General features: G+C 60.2%; 17 protein-coding genes. 8 read left to right on the top strand and 9 right to left on the bottom strand.

Annotation, left to right across the window (positions count from 1 at the left end):
- Window positions 1-75 precede the first annotated feature (75 nt).
- The 4 genes from HX786_RS16760 to HX786_RS16775 all read left to right on the top strand — a co-directional run bounded on the left by HX786_RS16760 (window position 76) and on the right by HX786_RS16775 (window position 2,925).
- Window positions 76-792, top strand: coding sequence for a YafY family protein (locus HX786_RS16760; protein WP_032898885.1), 717 nt, complete (start codon window positions 76-78; stop codon window positions 790-792).
- 52 nt (window positions 793-844) lie between these two features.
- Window positions 845-1,186, top strand: coding sequence for a nuclear transport factor 2 family protein (locus HX786_RS16765; RefSeq protein WP_008432007.1), 342 nt, complete (start codon window positions 845-847; stop codon window positions 1,184-1,186).
- Between the two features lie 22 nt (window positions 1,187-1,208).
- Window positions 1,209-2,342, top strand: coding sequence for a cell division protein ZapE (gene zapE / locus HX786_RS16770; RefSeq protein WP_177040550.1), 1,134 nt, complete (start codon window positions 1,209-1,211; stop codon window positions 2,340-2,342).
- 91 nt (window positions 2,343-2,433) lie between these two features.
- Window positions 2,434-2,925, top strand: a complete 492-nt coding sequence (locus tag HX786_RS16775) for a GNAT family N-acetyltransferase (protein WP_008432012.1) — start codon at window positions 2,434-2,436, stop codon at window positions 2,923-2,925.
- A 99-nt stretch (window positions 2,926-3,024) separates the two neighbouring features.
- Here HX786_RS16775 and HX786_RS16780 read toward each other — a convergent pair whose 3' ends face one another.
- The 4 genes from HX786_RS16780 to HX786_RS16795 form a co-directional block, all read right to left on the bottom strand.
- Entirely contained in the window at window positions 3,025-3,240 is a 216-nt protein-coding gene (locus HX786_RS16780) for a hypothetical protein (protein WP_003217916.1), read from the bottom strand.
- A 150-nt stretch (window positions 3,241-3,390) separates the two neighbouring features.
- Window positions 3,391-5,640: a TonB-dependent siderophore receptor gene (locus HX786_RS16785; RefSeq protein WP_178912353.1), complete on the bottom strand. Its 2,250-nt coding sequence runs from the start codon at window positions 5,638-5,640 to the stop codon at window positions 3,391-3,393.
- Window positions 5,641-5,795: 155 nt separating this feature from the next.
- Window positions 5,796-7,535: a phosphoethanolamine transferase CptA gene (locus HX786_RS16790; RefSeq protein ID WP_087694370.1), complete on the bottom strand. Its 1,740-nt coding sequence runs from the start codon at window positions 7,533-7,535 to the stop codon at window positions 5,796-5,798.
- A 154-nt stretch (window positions 7,536-7,689) separates the two neighbouring features.
- On the bottom strand, window positions 7,690-7,866 hold the full coding sequence (locus HX786_RS16795) for a DUF6026 family protein (protein WP_023658901.1): 177 nt from the start codon (window positions 7,864-7,866) through the stop codon (window positions 7,690-7,692).
- Window positions 7,867-8,110: 244 nt separating this feature from the next.
- Here HX786_RS16795 and gnd point away from each other — a divergent pair, with 244 nt between their 5' ends.
- Genes gnd through HX786_RS16810 form a run of 3 tightly spaced genes read left to right on the top strand, consistent with a single transcriptional unit; the run spans window position 8,111 to window position 11,459 of the window.
- Entirely contained in the window at window positions 8,111-9,118 is a 1,008-nt protein-coding gene (gnd, locus tag HX786_RS16800; RefSeq protein ID WP_256579633.1) for a phosphogluconate dehydrogenase (NAD(+)-dependent, decarboxylating), read from the top strand.
- On the top strand, window positions 9,115-10,638 hold the full coding sequence (zwf, locus tag HX786_RS16805; protein ID WP_003217928.1) for a glucose-6-phosphate dehydrogenase: 1,524 nt from the start codon (window positions 9,115-9,117) through the stop codon (window positions 10,636-10,638). The genes gnd and zwf overlap by 4 nt, the downstream gene beginning before the upstream one ends.
- The gene (locus tag HX786_RS16810) at window positions 10,635-11,459 is read left to right on the top strand and encodes an HAD family hydrolase (RefSeq protein ID WP_177046598.1); all 825 of its coding nucleotides are present in this window, start codon (window positions 10,635-10,637) and stop codon (window positions 11,457-11,459) included. Before zwf ends, HX786_RS16810 begins: the two co-directional genes overlap by 4 nt.
- 137 nt (window positions 11,460-11,596) lie before the next feature.
- Here the strand turns inward: HX786_RS16810 and HX786_RS16815 are convergent, their stop codons facing one another.
- Window positions 11,597-11,857 (bottom strand): hypothetical protein, encoded by a 261-nt coding sequence (locus HX786_RS16815; RefSeq protein WP_003217933.1) that lies wholly within the window; start codon window positions 11,855-11,857, stop codon window positions 11,597-11,599.
- A 343-nt stretch (window positions 11,858-12,200) separates the two neighbouring features.
- Here HX786_RS16815 and HX786_RS16820 point away from each other — a divergent pair, with 343 nt between their 5' ends.
- A complete protein-coding gene (locus tag HX786_RS16820; RefSeq protein ID WP_003217935.1) occupies window positions 12,201-13,529 on the top strand; it encodes a sigma-54 dependent transcriptional regulator in 1,329 nt (442 codons plus the stop codon).
- Window positions 13,530-13,594: 65 nt separating this feature from the next.
- Here HX786_RS16820 and HX786_RS16825 read toward each other — a convergent pair whose 3' ends face one another.
- The 4 genes from HX786_RS16825 to HX786_RS16840 form a co-directional block, all read right to left on the bottom strand.
- Window positions 13,595-14,908: an autotransporter domain-containing protein gene (locus HX786_RS16825; RefSeq protein ID WP_043224814.1), complete on the bottom strand. Its 1,314-nt coding sequence runs from the start codon at window positions 14,906-14,908 to the stop codon at window positions 13,595-13,597.
- Window positions 14,909-14,957: 49 nt separating this feature from the next.
- On the bottom strand, window positions 14,958-15,707 hold the full coding sequence (locus HX786_RS16830) for a hypothetical protein (protein WP_003217939.1): 750 nt from the start codon (window positions 15,705-15,707) through the stop codon (window positions 14,958-14,960).
- Between the two features lie 37 nt (window positions 15,708-15,744).
- The gene (locus HX786_RS16835; protein WP_003217941.1) at window positions 15,745-16,425 is read right to left on the bottom strand and encodes a C39 family peptidase; all 681 of its coding nucleotides are present in this window, start codon (window positions 16,423-16,425) and stop codon (window positions 15,745-15,747) included.
- A 61-nt stretch (window positions 16,426-16,486) separates the two neighbouring features.
- Window positions 16,487-17,182 (bottom strand): hypothetical protein, encoded by a 696-nt coding sequence (locus HX786_RS16840; RefSeq protein ID WP_008432027.1) that lies wholly within the window; start codon window positions 17,180-17,182, stop codon window positions 16,487-16,489.
- Window positions 17,183-17,248 lie beyond the last annotated feature (66 nt).

The raw sequence follows: 17,248 nt of genomic DNA on the forward strand, positions 1-17,248 counted from the left end.
GGTGCCTGCTCCTGACACTTTCTGACGGAGGCCTCTGCTAAGCTGCGCCACCTTTCTTTTTCGAGCATGATCAACGTGTCGCGTACCAGTCGTCTGTTGACCTTGTTGCAAGTCCTGCGGGGCAAAAAACGCCCGGTGACGGCCGCCGTGCTGGCGGCAGAACTGGAGATTTCCGAGCGCACGCTGTACCGCGATATCGCCGAACTGACCGCGTTGGGCGCACCGATCTACGGCGAGGCGGGCGTGGGCTATGTGCTGCGTGCGGGCCTGTTCCTGCCGCCGCTGATGCTCAATGCCGACGAGACCGAAGCCATCGTGCTGGGCTTGCGGTATGTCGACCAGCGCGGTGATGACGTACTGAGCCAGGCGGCGGCCAATGCGCTTGCAAAGATCGCCGACGTGCTTGACCCGGCTGCCCAGGAAGCCTTGCGCAATCCGACGGTGCTGCCGGGCCCGCCAGGCTTCGGCTACCCGGAAAATCGCGTGCCGTTGAATGTGTTCCGCGAGGCCATTCGCGGCCAGGCCAAACTGCACATCGACTACGCCGATGCCAGCCAGACCGCCAGCCAGCGCCTGATCTGGCCCCTGGCCCTGGGTTTTCTCAACGAAGTGCGGGTGATCGTCGCGTGGTGTGAATTGCGTGGGGCCTATCGCACCTTCCGCACCGACCGAGTGGCCGCCGCGCGCCTGCAAGGTGAACGGTATCCGGGGCGCCGCAGCGACTGGCTGCGGGGCTGGCGCAAGCTGATGGAACAGAACGAATCCGGGCCGTTCACTCCTGACAAGAACTGACACAACGCTGCTTTAGCATGGCTCCATAAATCACTAAAAAGGAGCTGTCACCATGTCCCAACCCACCCCTGAACTGGCCCCGGCTATTGCAACCTACATTGCTGCGGCGAATGCCGGCGACACCTCGCTGGTGGCCGACTGTTTCGCCGAAGATGCCAACGTGTTCGACGAAGGCGAGCACCGGGTCGGTACCGCCGCCATCGCCCGCTGGATGGAAGACACCGGGCGTCGTTACCAGCCCAGGGTCCAGGTGCTGAATGTGCAGCACCGCACGGGCAAGGTGCTGGTCAGCAACCTGATCACCGGCAGCTTTCCCGGCAGCCCGCTGGAGCTGCGCTATACCTTCCGCCTCAATGAACACGGCAAGATTGCCCGATTGGATATTTCCCTGTAGCCGTCATGGCATACTGCCGGGCATGACTTTCGACTCGCCACTTGCCGCCTATCAGCACGCCATCACCGAACAGGGTTTTGTCCCCGACGACGCCCAGCGTGAGGCGGTGCAAGCCCTGCAGGACTGCCATCAGGCCTTGCACCACGGCCATGGGCCCATCACTGGGGTGTACCTGTGGGGCCCGGTCGGCCGGGGCAAGACCTGGCTGATGGACCAGTTCTACCAAAGCCTGGGAGTGCCAGCGCGGCGCCAGCATTTTCATCACTTCATGGGCTGGGTGCACCAGCGTTCATTCCAGCTAACGGGCACCCACGATCCCTTGCAGGCCCTGGCCCGCGAACTGAGCCGGGAAGTGCGGGTGCTGTGTTTCGATGAGTTGTTTGTCAACGACATTGGTGACGCCATCATCCTCGGCCGGCTGTTCCAGGTGATGTTCGAGGAAGGCGTGGTGATGGTCTGCACGTCCAACCAGCCACCGGGCCAGCTGTACGCCGACGGTTTCAACCGGGATCGTTTCCTGCCGGGAATCGAAGCGATCAAACAGCATATGCGGGTGGTGGCAGTCGATGGCGGGGAGGATCATCGCCTGCACCCGGGCACCGCACTGCAGCGTTACTGGGTCGACCAGCCCGACGCGTTGGCCGAGGTGTTTCGCCAGTTAAGCGCCGGGCAGGCAGTGAGCAGCGCCCCGGTTGCGGTCGGCTACCGCTCCATCGTGGCGGTGCAGTCCAGTGAAACCGTGCTGTGGTGTCGCTACGCCGACCTGTGTGAGCAGCCGTTGGCGGCGATGGATTTCATGCTGCTGTGTGATCGGTTCAAGGCCATTTTGCTCGGCGAGGTGCCCAACCTCAGCGCGCAAAAGCGCCCGGGACGAATCGCCCGTGGCACCGAAGACGCTGCCGAACGGGTGGACGCCGGGGACCGGGAACTGCCGGAACTGTCGGTGCATGACGACAGCGTCCGGCGTTTTATCGCGCTGGTGGACGAGTGCTACGACCGCAAGGTGCCGCTGTACATCGAGGCCCGGGTGCCGCTGGAAAGCCTCTACACCGAGGGTTACCTGGAGTTTCCATTCCGCCGCACCCTGAGCCGCCTGCAGGAGATGCAACTGGCACGGTTTGGCGAGCCTGGCGCGCTTTCACGCGGGCAAATGTAGTTAATCTCCTTCATCTAATGCCTGCACCACGCTTACAATCGAGCCCTTTTATGGGGACCGAGTCCCTGTCGCACCGTCAACGAGGAAGGAAATGGACAGCGCAGACATCCTGGTGCTGCAAGCCAGCTACACCAATCCGGTACACGCCGAGGCCATTGGCCTGGTGCTCAATCATTACGCCGAAGACCCCATGGGCGGTGGTCACAGCCTGCCGGCCGACCGCTTGCAGCAACTGCCGGCAGAGCTGGCCAAGCGTGCCCACGCGTTCAGTGTGCTGGCCTTTGTCGGCGGTACGCCGGCCGGCCTGGTGAACTGCTTTGAAGGGTTTTCCACCTTTGCCTGCCGCCCGCTGGTCAACGTGCACGACGTGGTGGTGATGGATCAATTCCGTGGCCTGGGGCTGAGTCAGAAGATGCTGCAAAAGGTCGAGGAAATTGCTCGCCAGCGCGGTTGCTGCAAGATCACCCTCGAGGTGCTTGAAGGCAACGCCGTGGCGCAGTCGGCGTATCGAAAGTTTGGGTTTGATGATTCGGTATTTGATCCGCAACATGGCCGGATGTTGTTCTGGAGCAAGCCGCTTTAATTAATGTTTATTTAATTAAAGGCAAAAAAAAGGCGCCAGCAAGTGGCGCCAAATTGACCTTGGCTATCAGAGCGGAATAGCACAGGTATTGCGGGTAAATCAGCTGTTCGGTGTGTTGGTAGTTTGGTCGGCCGTTGCCGGCTTTTCGGTCTTGCCGTCAGCCATTGCGGTTTGCTGGGCAGCACCGTGAGTCTGTTCCTGAACGAAGGTGAAGTTGTTGTAGAACTCCTTCGAACGCTCTGAGCCTCCTTCTGCAAAGGCGGCTACGGAAGTCATGGTCATCAGGCCGGCAAGGATAACAGTCGAAAATTTCATGGCAGTGTCTCAGTAAGTGTGTTGGGTCCGCGCGTTGTCATCAGCGGCGGGATGGGGAGACTGTGGGCCAATGATATTAAGTAAGGGTTAACCTCGCGCTGACCGAAAGTTAACGATTTCGTTAACTTCCAATCTTTAGCAGCGATGAATTCAGAGCTTCCAGTCCAGTGCAACGCTGATAGAGCGCGGGTCTCCCCAATACACGCCGTTATAGAAGCCGACGCGCTCGTAATATTTTTTATCAAATAGGTTGTTGATATTAAGTGACGCCGACAAGTGGTCATCGAACTCATAGCGCGACATCAGGTTGACCACGGTATAGGCCTGCTGGGTGATCCGGGTGCGCTCCCTGATCAGGGCTCCATTGGTGTCCCGGCCAACCGGGCGATAGGCGAAGTCGTAGAAGTCGCTTTGCCAATTCACCGCGCCGCCGACCGTCAGCGCGTGCCATTCGCCGGGCAGGCGGTAGGCCGTGGACACGCGCAGCAGGTTCAGCGGCAGGTGGGTGTTATTGCGCTGCTTGTCCCCGTTCAGGGAGTGGGTGTAGGTGTATCCGGCGGTCAGGTTCCAGTCGGGGCGCACCTCTCCGGACACCTCTACCTCGAAACCCTGAACCTTGTTGCCTTTGCCGCCGGATGTGAAGAACTGCTCACCGGTCTCCGGATCCGGTGGGGTCAAACTGTCCAGTTCCGCGACGTTGTCCTGTTTGCTCCAGAAGTACGCGGCCGCCAGGTTCAGGCGCTCTTCCAGCAGGCTGCCCTTGATGCCCACTTCATAGTTGCTGCCTACCACCGGCTCCAGGTATTGCTTGCTGGCGGTGCGTTCTTCCTGCGGGTTGAAGATATCGGTGTAGCTGGCGTAGACGGTGTACTCCGGGGTCAGGTCGTAGAGCAGGCCGGCGTAGGGTGTCCACATGTCGTTGTGGGTCTGGCTGGATTTTGACGTACCGAGGAACTGGTCAGTGTCCCTGTTGTAGTTGTAGGTGGTGCTCTCGATCTCCCAGCTGCCGTAGCGGCTGCCCAATACCGCATGCAGGCGATCGGTCAGGCTCAGGCGGGTGGCCAGGTAGCCGGCCTTTTGGCGGGTGCTGCCTTGTTCGCCCTTGAGGCCGGTGTTGGTGTCGGGGAATTTGCCGATCCCGCCCATGTGTTTCCAATCGTCGATGCTGGTGTAGTCCTTCGGCACCGTACCGCTGCGCAGGTGTGGCGAAGCGTCACGCTGCTCGGACTCGCCGTAACCCACCATCAATTCGTGCTCACGACCCAGCAGGGCATAGGACCCGGACAGGTTCAAGTCGACCACGTCCATTTTCGAGGTGCCGAGCATGTGGCTGGTCCAGGCGGTCATGCCGCTGCGGTCGGCATTCGGGAAGCCTGAGCCGCCGTAATAGACCTTGCCGTCGGTGTCGCTTTCACGGTGGGTATAGGCGGCCTTCAGGTGCCAGTCACCCGCCAGGCGGTGGTCGAGGGTAGCGAAGGTGGTTTCATCTTTCAGCGGCCAGGAACTCCAGTGGGCCGCGATGTTGGCGGAGCGGGGCAGACTGGCTTTGCTGCCGTCGCTGTTCCAGTAGGGCAAGGTGCCCCAAGCGGTGCCCTGCACATGCTTGTTCTGGTAATCGAAGCCCACCGCCAGCACCGTGTCGTCGGTCAGGTCGCCTTCGAGGATGCCGTAGCCGACTTCCCGTTGCAGCGCGTAGTTGTCGCGGTAGGACTGGGTGTCACGGTAGGCGAGCACCGTGCGGCCGCGCAGGCGCCCATCAAACGCCAGGGGGCCGCCAACGTCCAGGTAGCTGTAGTAATTGTCGTGGGAGCCGCCGCTGACGCCTGTCTTGGCCTGCCACTGTGCGGTCGGGCGTTTGCGCACCATGTTGACCGTGGCCGAGGGGTCGCCGGCGCCGGTGGTCAGGCCGGTGGCGCCGCGGACCACTTCGACCCGGTCGTAGATGATGGTGTCGGCATCGGACTTCATGCGGCCGAAGGTGTTGAGCATGCCGTCAATCTGGAAGTTGGTGATGCCGTAGCCGCGCGAGGAATAGCCGACCCGGTCGGAGTCCAGGTGCTGCACCACCACGCCGGTGGTCTGGCGCATCACTTCGGTCAGGGTGTTGAGGTTGAAGTCGTCCATCTGCTGGCGGGTGATCACCGAGACCGACTGCGGGGTTTCCTTGATGGACAGGTTCAGCCGGGTGGCGGTGCCCATTGAGCCTGTGGTGTAGGCACCGGTGTGTTCGGTGTTGGCGCCAAGGCCTTCGGCGGTGATGCTGGTGCTGCCCAGTTCCAGGGCTTTCGCCGGCGCTTGGGAGTCCTGGTCGGGGTCGTTTTCGGCCAGCAGGTCCGGGCTCAGCACCACGCTGAAGAGGCCCAGGGTCAAGGTCATGGAACGGGTAATAGGCGCGAACATCGCGGCGAACTCCTTGTCGTCTATGAAAAATGCCATTGGCTCAAAGACGAAAGGAGGCGGGGAACTTTAGCGCTAAACGAGAATAATTATTATCTTTGCGTTGCAGCCAAATCGGGTTTCACCGCATTGCGCGGATGAAACCCGGGCGATTCAAGCTACTTGACGACCACGTTGACGGCGTCTGGCTTGGGCTTGATCAGGCTGAAATCAATCAGCGGTTTTTGCTGGCGTGCATACGGGTCGCCAATCATCCGTGGCCGAGGCTTGAAGCTGTCACTGACCAGGCTCTTGCTGTGGTCCAGTTCGTCGAAGCTCAACCCGGCCATGTCGGCCCAGGTATGGATCAGCTGCGAGCTGGTGTAAGGGCGCTGCAAGTCACCGGCAAAACTCCAGTCATGGCTTTCACGCCACTTGGGTGATGCGTAGGCCATGAACGGAATGGTGTACATCGGTGCCGTCGGCTTGCCTTCGTTGCGGCCCAGGGTGTTGTGGCCGGCCGAATCGAACACGTCTTCGCCGTGGTCGGAAAGGTACAGCAGGAAACCGTTCGGATCGGTCTTGGCGTAGTCCTTGATCAGGCTCGACACCACGAAATCGTTGTACAGCACCGCATTGTCGTAGCTGTTGTAGGTCGGCAACTGTGCGTCGCTGACCCCCTCAGGCACGCCCTGGCGGTCGGTGAACTTGTCGAAGGTCGGCGGGTAGCGGTACTGGTAGCTCATGTGGGTACCCAGCAGGTGCACCACGATGAATTTGCGTTCGGCGGTGTCGGACATGGCCTTGGCAAACGGCTCCAGCACGTCGCCGTCATACTGGCGCGCATTCTGGTTGCGGTTGTTGTTCAGGTACACCTGCTCGTCGGCCTGTTCGGAGAAGGTCGTGAGCATGGTGTTGCGCTTGGTCATGGTCTGCTGGTTGGTGATCCAGAAGGTCTTGTAGCCGGCCTGCTTCATCACGCTGACGATGGAGGGGGTCTTGAGGTACAGGTCCGGGTTTTCTTCGTCGGCGAAGGTCAGCACCTGTTGCAGCGCCTCGATGGTGTACGGGCGCGGGGTAATGACGTTGTCGAACACCGCCAGTTGGTCCCGCAGCTTGTCCAGTTCCGGCGTGGTGTTGCGCGGGTAGCCATACAGGCTCATGCGCTGGCGGTTGGTGGACTCGCCGATCACCAGCACCAGGGTCGACGGCTGGCCGGCCATGCTGTCCTTGAGGTTGGTCAGGGGCGGGATCTTGCTGGCGCTGGTCAGCATGCCTTGCATGTTATCCAGTTGTTCGGTGTAGCGGCGGTAGGCGACGATCATCTGCCATGGCACTGCCGGCTCGATACGGGTTTCGAAGCGGTCGATGGCCAGTTCCATGGTCTCGCTCTTGGCGATCTGCTTGACCAGCGGGTAGCCGACGATGGCAATCACGATTGCGGCAGCCGCCAGCATGGCCTGGCCACGTGGCAGGTAAACCGGGCGTACGCGGGTCCACAGGAAAACGGCCATGGCGGTGTGGGCAATGAACGCCAGCACGATCCACCAGGCAAAGTATTGGGTGGCGTATTCGCCGGCTTCAGAGATGTTCGACTCGAACATGATGAAGATGACGCTTTGAGAGAATTCCTGCTGGTAGATGAAGAAATAACCCAGGCTGGCCATGGAACAGGCCCACAGCACCACGCCAATCAACCCCGCCACCAGGCGCGCGCGACGCGGGAACAACAGCATCGGCGCCAGCCACAGGGCGCTCATGAAGAATGCCTGGCGGAAACCACTGAAGCCGGAGGTGCCGGTCAGTTGGATCAGCAGTTGGGTAATGCCCGAGAAATACCAGAAGAACAGAAACATCCAGCCGAGGCCGGCCCAATCAAAACCTTTCGCAGACGTAGTGCTGCGTTTGAACATCGCCATCCAGCGCTCCAACCCGATAATTTCAGTGTCAACGCGCAGGGATGCACGCAAACAGAGGGCCTGCGCACGTAGCGCGGCCCTATTCGGCGGGAGTATCGGGAGGGGGATGTGAAAACTTCGTGAGTTATTCCTGAACGGTTCGTTCAGCCCACGTTCAGCAAAGTGCGGGCTGGGTGCCGGACGGCTGATTGAGCTGGCCCTGCAAGTGCGAGCGCAGACGCATGACTTCCTGCTGCAGTTGGTCGCGCTCGTTTTTCAACTGGCGCAATTCATCGCGGCGAATCGTGACGTAGAGGGTCTGTGGCGGACGGGTCATGTGTGCAGTGCTCATTGCTTACCTCGCAAATAGCCGGTCTATCGCGGTGCCAGAGCGCTTGAATCGAGGCTCTCGGCAACAGTCGGGGCAATTCTGAATTCTTTTTTTAATGAAGGGAACTTTTTTATTTTTGATGGTCGTTGTGACTTTTAACCCACTGAAGGCGAAAGGATGGCCACTTTTTGTCATGAAACTATGCCAATCCGCTCTGGACTAACCCTCATTAGCCTCATTGCGCTATAAACTGTGACACACATTTATTCGTAGTAAGGAGCATCAGCACATGCAACTGGGGATTATTGGACTAGGCCGCATGGGTGGCAACATTGCGCGGCGCCTGATGCTCAATGGGCATACCACCGTGGTTTACGACCGCAATGAAGCATTCGTAAAAGGTCTGGCAGGCGAGGGCGCCACGGGCGTTGCTGACCTGGCAGGCCTGGTGGCCGGGCTGCAAAAGCCCCGGGCGATCTGGGTGATGCTGCCGGCAGGCGACCCGACCGAGAACACCATTGAAGAACTGAGCCAACTGCTTGAAGACGGTGATGTGATCATCGACGGCGGCAACACCTTCTATAAGGATGACATCCGTCGGGCCAAGGCCCTGTCGGAAAAAGGCCTGCACTATGTCGACGTCGGCACCTCCGGCGGCGTCTGGGGCCTGGAGCGCGGCTACTGCATGATGATCGGCGGCGACGCCGAGACCGTTAAGCTGCTGGACCCGATCTTCGAAAGCCTGGCACCGGGCCTGGGCACCATCCCGCGTACCAAGGACCGTTCCGCCGCAGCGGACAGCCGTGCCGAGCGCGGCTATATCCACGCAGGGCCTGCCGGTTCCGGGCACTTCGTCAAGATGATCCACAACGGCATCGAGTACGGGATGATGCAGGCCTTCGCCGAAGGTTTCGACATCCTCAAGACCAAGAATTCGGAGAACCTGCCGCAAGACCAGCGCTTCGACCTGAATGTTGCCGATATCGCCGAAGTCTGGCGCCGCGGCAGCGTGGTGTCGTCCTGGCTGCTGGACCTGACCGCCGACGCCCTGGCCACCGATCCGAAGCTCGACGGGTATTCCGGCTCGGTCGCCGACAGTGGCGAAGGCCGCTGGACCATCGAGGCCGCCATGGAACAATCGGTACCGGTTCCGGTGCTGTCGAACTCGCTGTTCGCACGCTTCCGCTCCCGCCAGCAAAGTACCTACGGTGACAAAATGCTTTCTGCCATGCGCTTCGGCTTTGGCGGCCATGTGGAGACTCCCAAAAAATGACCGCCAACGGCAAGAAACCCAAGGCCGAACCCGCTCCGCCCACCACACTGTTTCTGTTTGGTGCCCACGGTGACCTGGTCAAGCGCCTGCTGATGCCGGCGCTGTACAACCTCAGCCGCGACGGGCTGCTGGGCGATGGCTTGCGCATTGTCGGCGTTGATCACAACGCCATCAGCGACGCCGATTTCGCCAAGAAGCTCGAGGACTTCATTCGCACCGAGGCCGCCAGCAAGGTCAAGGGCAATGCCGAGAACGCCCTGGACCCTGCATTGTGGGAACAGTTGGCCAAAGGCATCAGCTACGTCGAGGGTGATTTCCTCGATGACGGCACCTACGCCGATATCGGCAAGAAGATTGCCGACAGCGGTACTGGCAATGCGGTGTTTTACCTCGCCACTGCGCCGCGTTTCTTCGCCGAAGTGGTGCAGCGCCTCGGCGCGGCCGGCTTGCTGGAAGAAACCCCGGAGGCGTTTCGCCGGGTGGTGATCGAAAAGCCGTTCGGCTCCGACCTCGCCACTGCCGAAGCGCTGAACGCCTGCCTGCTCAAGGTGATGAGCGAAAAGCAGATCTACCGCATCGACCATTACCTGGGTAAGGAAACCGTCCAGAACATCCTCATCAGCCGTTTTTCCAATGTGCTGTTCGAGGCGTTCTGGAACAACCACTACATTGACCACGTACAAATCACCGCCGCCGAAACCGTCGGCGTGGAAACCCGTGGCAGTTTCTTCGAACACACCGGCACCCTGCGGGACATGGTGCCCAATCACCTGTTCCAGTTGCTGGCGATGGTCGCCATGGAACCGCCGGCTGCCTTTGGTGCCGACGCAGTGCGGGGCGAGAAGGCCAAGGTGATCGGGGCCATCCGGCCCTGGTCGCTGGAAGACGCACGGGCCAACTCGGTGCGTGGCCAGTACACCTCGGGTGAAGTCGGCGGCAAGCAGTTGCCGGGTTACCGCGAAGAGGCCAATGTTGCGCCCGACAGCAGCACCGAGACCTTCGTTGCCCTCAAGGTGTTGATCGACAACTGGCGTTGGGTGGGTGTGCCGTTTTACCTGCGCACCGGCAAGCGCATGAGCATCCGCGACACCGAGATCATCATCTGCTTCAAGCCGGCGCCTTACGCGCAGTTCCGTGATACCGAGGTCGATGAACTCAAGCCGACGTACCTGAAGATCCAGATCCAGCCGAATGAAGGCATGTGGTTCGACCTGCTGGCGAAAAAGCCCGGGCCGACCCTGGACATGGCCAACGTGGAACTGGGGTTTGCCTACAAGGACTTCTTCGAGATGCAGCCGTCGACAGGTTACGAAACCCTGATCTACGACTGCATGACCGGCGACCAGACCTTGTTCCAGCGCGCCGACAACATCGAGAACGGCTGGCGTGCGGTGCAGCCTTTTCTCGATGCGTGGAAGCAGGACGACGGCATCCAGGCCTACAAGGCGGGTGAGGACGGCCCGGCGGCGGCTGATGCGTTGCTGGCCCGCGATGGCCGTACCTGGCACAGCCTCGGATGAGTGACTTGCCGAGTCAACCCATCCGTTTTGTGTTGAGTGATATGGATGGCACGTTGCTGCATCCGGATCACAGCCTCAGCCAGCGCACCATTGATACGGTTCGCGCCTTGCGCGCGGCCGGGGTGTTTTTCAGCCTGGCCAGCGGGCGACCGCCCAAGGCCATGCGTCAGCAGGTCGAAGCGCTGGGCATCGATGTGCCGATTGCCGGCTTCAACGGCGGCACGCTGGTCAATCCCGACGGCAGTATTCTGGTGGCGCATCACTTGCCGGCAGAAGCGGCGCTGGTGGCGTTGGCCTTGTTTACGCCGCAGCCGGACGTTGAAGTCTGGCTGTTCGCCGACGGCGACTGGCTGCGTCGCGATCCCGGCGGACCGATGGCGGTTCGCGAGGAGCACGGCCTGGGCTATGGGGCGATCGTGGTGGAGAGCTTCGAGCCGTATCTGGATCGGGTCGACAAGATTGTTGCGGCCAGTACCAATACCCAGCTGCTGATCGAGCTTGAGGCGCAGTTGCAGCCCAGGGTCGAGGGATTGGCCCAGGTGTCGCGTTCGCAGCCGGTGTTCCTGGATGTCACCGCCATGAAGGCCAACAAGGGTGAAGCATTGAGAACCCTTGCGGCGCACCTCGGTGTGCCACTGCAACAGACCGCAGCCATCGGTGATGGCGGCAATGACCCGGCGATGTTTCATGTGGCGGGGTTGTCGATTGCAATGGGCCAGGCAGAAGAGGTGGTCAAGCGCCAAGCCAGCGTCGTGACCGGCAGCAATGTCGATGACGGTGCGGCGGAAGCCATCGAGCGGTTTATTCTCTCGGCCTATTGATCGGTAACCACACTAATAAGTAGTCAGCTATGCAAAGTTGCAACTTGCATGGCTGACTGTCCACTTGAGTTAGTGCGGGTCAATATACTGCGCAGCCGGGCGGCACACTTTCGGGTGCCGTCTCACGCACGCTTCAGTTACTTGGGCATTGCCCAGGATTGCAACTGGTAGCCATCTTTGTCGAGTTCGGCACGGGCCTGCAACAGCAAGTTCTCAAGCTGTGCCGGGTCGGTATAAGTGCTGGAAGACAGCTGCTTGCTACCGATACGGGTATTGGTGCGGTCGATGACGCTCAGGCTCAGGGCGCCGTTGCCATCGTGCCAGGCCACACATTGAAAGGGCTGGAAGGCACGGTCTGCGATCAAAAGAGCTTCGTTGATGCGGAGCGGGGCGTTCATGGGGTCTTCTCTCTAAATGCCCATTCAAGTGGAAGCCGTTGGTTGGGCGTGCCTAACGACTGGTTACTTGTACTGATGCACGATCACCGGGTGCGGGTCACATGTTAGAAGAAGATTTTTTAACTTTCCCTGATTAAAGTCATGTAAGGGGCTATTTTGAAAGCCTCATGAAAGTTACGCCGCGGCAATTGACCGCACCCGACTGACATAAAAGACCCGGTTCGTTCGCGACTTATAGCGAATCGGTACAAAGGGTGCGTCAAGATCTTGCTAGGGTTACCAGCAGACTTTGCAAATAGTTGTTTTTAAATAACTTTAACGATTTTGACGCCAAGGAATAGTCATGATTGTTACACCTGCCCCGCGCCGCCTGCTTGTGGTCGATCCCTGTGATGACTGCCACCGGCTATTGCCCGGTTTGCGCGCAGCGGGGTGGGACGTGGACAGCTGCGCCCTCGAGTCGGTGGGTGAGCGCTCCTGTGACGTGGGTTTGTTGCGCCTGCAGCCGTTTCACCTGGAGCGACCCGAAGCGGTCAAGGAACTGATCAGCCGCAGCGGCACCGAGTGGATTGCGGTGCTTAACCAGGAAGTGCTGCGCCTGCAGAATGTCGGCGATTTTGTCTGTGAGTGGTTCTTCGACTTCCATACCTTGCCGTTTGACGTGTCGCGGGTGCAGGTCACCCTGGGCCGCGCCTTCGGCATGGCGCGCCTGCGGGGCAAGGGCAACAACGCGCCTGCGGGCCAGCCGGAACACGAGTTGCTGGGGGACAGCCGTCCGATCCGGGAATTGCGCAAGCTGCTCGCCAAGCTGGCGCCCACTGAATCCCCGGTGTTGATCCGTGGCGACAGCGGCACCGGCAAGGAATTGGTCGCGCGTACCTTGCATCGCCAATCCCAGCGCCATGCCAAGCCGTTTGTGGCGATCAATTGCGGGGCGATTCCCGAACACCTGATCCAGTCCGAACTGTTCGGCCATGAGAAGGGCGCCTTCACCGGCGCCCATCAGCGCAAGGTGGGGCGGATCGAGGCGGCGCACGGCGGCACCTTGTTTCTCGATGAGATCGGCGACTTGCCCATGGAGCTGCAAGCCAACCTGCTGCGTTTTCTCCAGGAAAAACAGATCGAGCGAGTCGGCGGCAGCCAGCCGATTGCGGTGGATGTACGCGTGTTGGCGGCCACCCACGTCGACCTGGAAGCCGCGGTGGCAAAGGGTACTTTTCGTGAAGACTTGTATTACCGGCTCAACGTCCTGCAAGTGGTCACCGCGCCGTTGCGCGAGCGCCACGGTGACGTGGCGATGCTGGCCAACCATTTTTCACACTTCTACAGCCAGGAAACCGGCCGCCGTCCCCGCAGCTTCAGTGAAGACGCACTGGTGGCCATGGGCGAGCACGGTTGGCCGGGCAATGTGCGCGAGTTGGCCAACCGCGTGCGGCGGGGCCTGGTACTGGCGGAAGGGCGGCAAATCGAAGCCGTTGATCTGGGATTGCAGAGCCAGCAGGCAATCGCGCTGCCGATGGCTACACTGGAGGATTACAAGCACCGTGCCGAACGCCAGGCACTGTGCGATGTGCTCAACCGGCACAGCGACAACCTGAGTGTCGCGGCCCGTGTGCTGGGGGTTTCCCGGCCGACGTTCTACCGGTTGCTGCACAAACACCAGATCCGCTAGGGCGGGTAAACCGAAAAGCCCCGCAACGACCCTTATCGTTGCGGGGCTTTTCCCGTTGTCATGCCTTAAAAATAATACGGGAACTTCAGGCTGAAGCTGAACGACGGCGCATCCGGTGTGATCCCGATGGCCAGGTTCGGCACGATGGTCAGGTTGTCGCTTGCCGCAATCGTCATGCCCACGTTGAAGTAACCCGCGTTGGCATCGCTGGAAACCACTGACTGCCAGTCGCCGCCATCCGGCTTGAGCTTGCTCTTGCGTTGCACCAGGTCGGACACCGAGAACGACATACTCATCTTCTCGTTCAGCGCAAACGCCACGCCAGCGCCGATCTGGAAGCTGTCGCCCAACTGCACTTTCCCCGGGGTCTTCTGGCCGACCTGGGAGCTGATATCGCTGAACGAGTCTTCGAAGTTGTGGGTGTACGACAGCGAGCCGAACAATACCGCCGGGTCGAAGGTCTTGACCAGCGAGATACCCGGCGTGATCGACCACACACCGTTGCCGGTGGGCAGGCTTTCCGGCACGAAGAGGTTGGTGTTGCTGGATGACTGGACCAGCTTGATCCCAAACGGATCTTCGCCGGTGGGCGCCTTGACCCGCACCGACACCACGGCATCCGGCAGGTTGACGCTCTCGTCGAGGAATTTGTAGGCAATCCCGAAGTTGACGTCGCCGATAGTCGGGTCACGCGTGACCGATTGTTCCGAGGTCGCGGTGCCGCTGCCACCGTTGGCACCACCGGACTGATAGGTCGACTCGCGGTAAACCACCGGCACGTTTATATCGAACTGCCAGCGGTTGTCGAGGTTGTAGCGGCCCGTGAGGTCGACGGTCCAGTTATCCGACTTGATCCGGTCCAGGTTGATGTTGCCGAGAAAGATCGAGTCCAGCGCCAGGAAGCCGTTGAGGGTCAACTGGCGGGCATCGTAGCGGGAATAGGTGACGCCGGTTTCAAAGCTGAACTTGCCGTTGCCAAAGAACCCGCTGGCCTCGTTATACAAGTTGCTCACGCTCTGCGCCGGGGCCGAATCATCCTTGAGGGACTGGCCGTAGGACGCGCCACCGGCTGCACCGCCCGAGGCCGCAGCCGCGCCGACTCCCGGCGTGTTGCCGGCCACTGTGGTGCCGCCTTTCTGGAAGTCTGCCGGGGATTTGGCCAGGCGTTTGGGCGGCGGCGCCACCGGTTGTTCTTCCACCTGGCGTACCCGTTGCTCCAGCACCGCCAGTGCTTTTTGCTGCACTTCGTAGCGTTGCTTGAGCTCCAGCAATTCCTTTTTCAATGTGTCTATGTCGGTGTCCGGCGCGGCATACAACATGGATGCGGGCAGGAGCGTGCTTAAACAAATTACGGCACGTAACGATAGCGATCGATGCATGGAATAAGCCGTCCCTTTCTAATGCGCAAGTGTCGAGGCACAGCGTAGTTCAATAACCGTTAGGGCGTAGGCCCCTGAGCTGATTCAGGTTGAGGTTCTGCCCCAAATTGTTCAAACCGTTGTTGCCCAGCACCACATTGAGTTGGGTCATGTTGCTGACGAAGTTGCTGTTACCCTGCAAAACCGTGCCTTGCAGGACATTCCCGGCGCCGATCTGCTGCAACGAATTGCCCTGATTGTTGTTGGCCAGGATCGCCATTTGCAGCCCGCCATTGGCGGCCGACACCGTGACCTGGCCGGCACCCGTGCTGCCGGTGACCGACTGGCCAGCCACCAGGGCTTGTCCGGACTGGACGACATTGGCCGGCGACAAGCCATTCTGGTTCACATTGATATTCACGTTATTGCTGGCGGTGTTGCCATCGCCGGCGGCGCGCACGCTTTGGGTCACACCCTGGCCACTGCCCAGGCCGGCACCACCGACCACCGTGCCGGTGCCGTTCGGCTGGTTGGGCGAGACTTTGGTGGGGCTGTCGGTTACCTGCACATAAAACTGCGGGGTGACGGTCGACGCGTTGACGTTCATGCTGGCCGAGCCGGTCACGCTGTCGCCGGCGGCATTGGTCCAGGTACTGCTCATCACGATGCCAAAACTGATGATCCGCCCCGGCATCACGTAGCGACCACGCAGGTCAGCCAGTTCCGAGTCCTTTATTTCAATCGGTTTGAACACCGATGACGCATAAGCGGGCATTGAGGCTGCCAGGCACATGACCGTCAGCCAACGGTAAGTGTTCATCGTTTGCTCCTGGAGCGTCCTGCCCCTTATTGCGCTTCTAAAAGAAGTCGCTCTGGATAAAACCGAAGTCCATCAATTCACTGTCCCGCACCGGACTGAACTCATTGATTCTGTTTTTCGCCGTCAGTGGGGTGGGCGGGTCGAGCAGCACGTTGGTCTTGTCATAACCTTCGCCCAATACCGCGAAGACGATGCCATTCCAGCCTTTGACGAAGTCGTCGCGGGCATAGCGTTTATGGCCCAGTACCGGGTCGCCGATGTACACCCAGTCCTTGTCGGCGCGCTGCATCACCACGAAGTGCTTGTAGCCGCGAATCTCCAGCAACACCACCACCGGGATTTTCACCGTGAGCAGGGTGTCTGCATTGATCCGGTAACCCCGGGCGCGCATCCCGATGCTTTCCAGGTAGCGCTTCATGTCCAACATCGAAAAGCCCTGGGTACGCACCAGGTCCTGATCGGCGTTGACCAGCATGCCCTTGATGATGTGGTCTTCATCCACATCCATCCAGTAGGCCTGGCGCAGGATGGTGGCCAGGGCGGCGGCACCGCAGCTGAAATCGGTTTTCTGTTCCACCAGGTTGGCGAACTTGCGTTCACGGATGCTCTCGACCTTCTTGAAGATCACGCCACCGCCGGGCATGGCAGCAATCGCCATTTGCCCCGCCCAAGTCGGGCCGGTGAGCAATAACAGGAGGGTGAGGGCGATGATCCGCATGATCGAATGGCCTGGTGGACACTGGAATAAAAAGGGGCCTTGTTGCCAAGGCCCCGTTGGATCAGAAACGTACGCCGGAGGAAATCACAGTGGTGTTGCCCTGCTGATTGCCCACGCCTGCAGCAATGTTGGCGCCCAGGTTGCCCGAAGAGCCATTAAGCGAGTTGTTGGCGCTGGCGTTGTTCACGACAGGCAGGTAAGTGTGGCTGCCCCATGGGCCAGACTGAGTGGCCACGGTATTGAGGAAGGTGTTGTCGACGCTGGTTTGAGTGGTGTTGCTCGAGGCAGCGGCGGCGGCACCACTGGCAGAAGCAATTGCCAGTTGGTTTTTCTGTTGGTTGAAGTTACCCGCGGCAACGCTCACACCCAGGTTGCCGGAGCTGCCGTTGGCCGAGTTGTTGAGCGAAGCGTTGTTGTGGGTAGCCACTTGCACCGAGACGTTGTTGCGGTTGTCTTGGGTAATGGTAGCTTGGGCAAACACGGCATCTGCATCACCGGCCGCAATGGCGGTCTGGTTGTCTTGTTGGTTGCCATCACCGGCTGCGATGTTGGCCTGGGCGTTGCCGCTGCTGCCGTTCAACGAGTTGTTGGCCGACGCGTTGTTCTGGGTGCCCAGGTTGAGCACGCCATTGTGGTTGCTCGATTGCGCATCGGAAACGGCGGCTACTGCAGCGGTAGGCTGATGAGTAGGTGGGTTGGCATGTGCGGCGGCAGCCATGATTGCAGCGAGAGCGAAGGCCAGTGGTTTAAGAGCCATTGTAGTTTTCATGGTATTTCCCCTTGCTTCTAATTAGTTGGTTAAGTGTTGGTACGGTCCAGCTTC

The sequence above is a fragment of the Pseudomonas sp. 21615526 genome (assembly GCF_013386245.1).
In the GTDB taxonomy this organism is placed as follows: domain Bacteria; phylum Pseudomonadota; class Gammaproteobacteria; order Pseudomonadales; family Pseudomonadaceae; genus Aquipseudomonas.

Coding starts and splice junctions, on each gene's coding strand:
- HX786_RS16840 (WP_008432027.1), bottom strand. CDS start 17,182: ATGGCTCTTAAACCACTGGCCTTCGCTCTCGCTGCAATCATGGCTGCC.
- HX786_RS16790 (WP_087694370.1), bottom strand. CDS start 7,535: ATGGCGATGTTCAAACGCAGCACTACGTCTGCGAAAGGTTTTGATTGG.
- HX786_RS16835 (WP_003217941.1), bottom strand. CDS start 16,425: ATGCGGATCATCGCCCTCACCCTCCTGTTATTGCTCACCGGCCCGACT.
- HX786_RS16785 (WP_178912353.1), bottom strand. CDS start 5,640: ATGTTCGCGCCTATTACCCGTTCCATGACCTTGACCCTGGGCCTCTTC.
- zwf (WP_003217928.1), top strand. CDS start 9,115: ATGACCGCCAACGGCAAGAAACCCAAGGCCGAACCCGCTCCGCCCACC.
- HX786_RS16820 (WP_003217935.1), top strand. CDS start 12,201: ATGATTGTTACACCTGCCCCGCGCCGCCTGCTTGTGGTCGATCCCTGT.
- HX786_RS16830 (WP_003217939.1), bottom strand. CDS start 15,707: ATGAACACTTACCGTTGGCTGACGGTCATGTGCCTGGCAGCCTCAATG.
- HX786_RS16810 (WP_177046598.1), top strand. CDS start 10,635: ATGAGTGACTTGCCGAGTCAACCCATCCGTTTTGTGTTGAGTGATATG.
- HX786_RS16795 (WP_023658901.1), bottom strand. CDS start 7,866: ATGAGCACTGCACACATGACCCGTCCGCCACAGACCCTCTACGTCACG.
- HX786_RS16815 (WP_003217933.1), bottom strand. CDS start 11,857: ATGAACGCCCCGCTCCGCATCAACGAAGCTCTTTTGATCGCAGACCGT.
- HX786_RS16765 (WP_008432007.1), top strand. CDS start 845: ATGTCCCAACCCACCCCTGAACTGGCCCCGGCTATTGCAACCTACATT.
- HX786_RS16825 (WP_043224814.1), bottom strand. CDS start 14,908: ATGCATCGATCGCTATCGTTACGTGCCGTAATTTGTTTAAGCACGCTC.
- zapE (WP_177040550.1), top strand. CDS start 1,209: ATGACTTTCGACTCGCCACTTGCCGCCTATCAGCACGCCATCACCGAA.
- HX786_RS16775 (WP_008432012.1), top strand. CDS start 2,434: ATGGACAGCGCAGACATCCTGGTGCTGCAAGCCAGCTACACCAATCCG.
- HX786_RS16780 (WP_003217916.1), bottom strand. CDS start 3,240: ATGAAATTTTCGACTGTTATCCTTGCCGGCCTGATGACCATGACTTCC.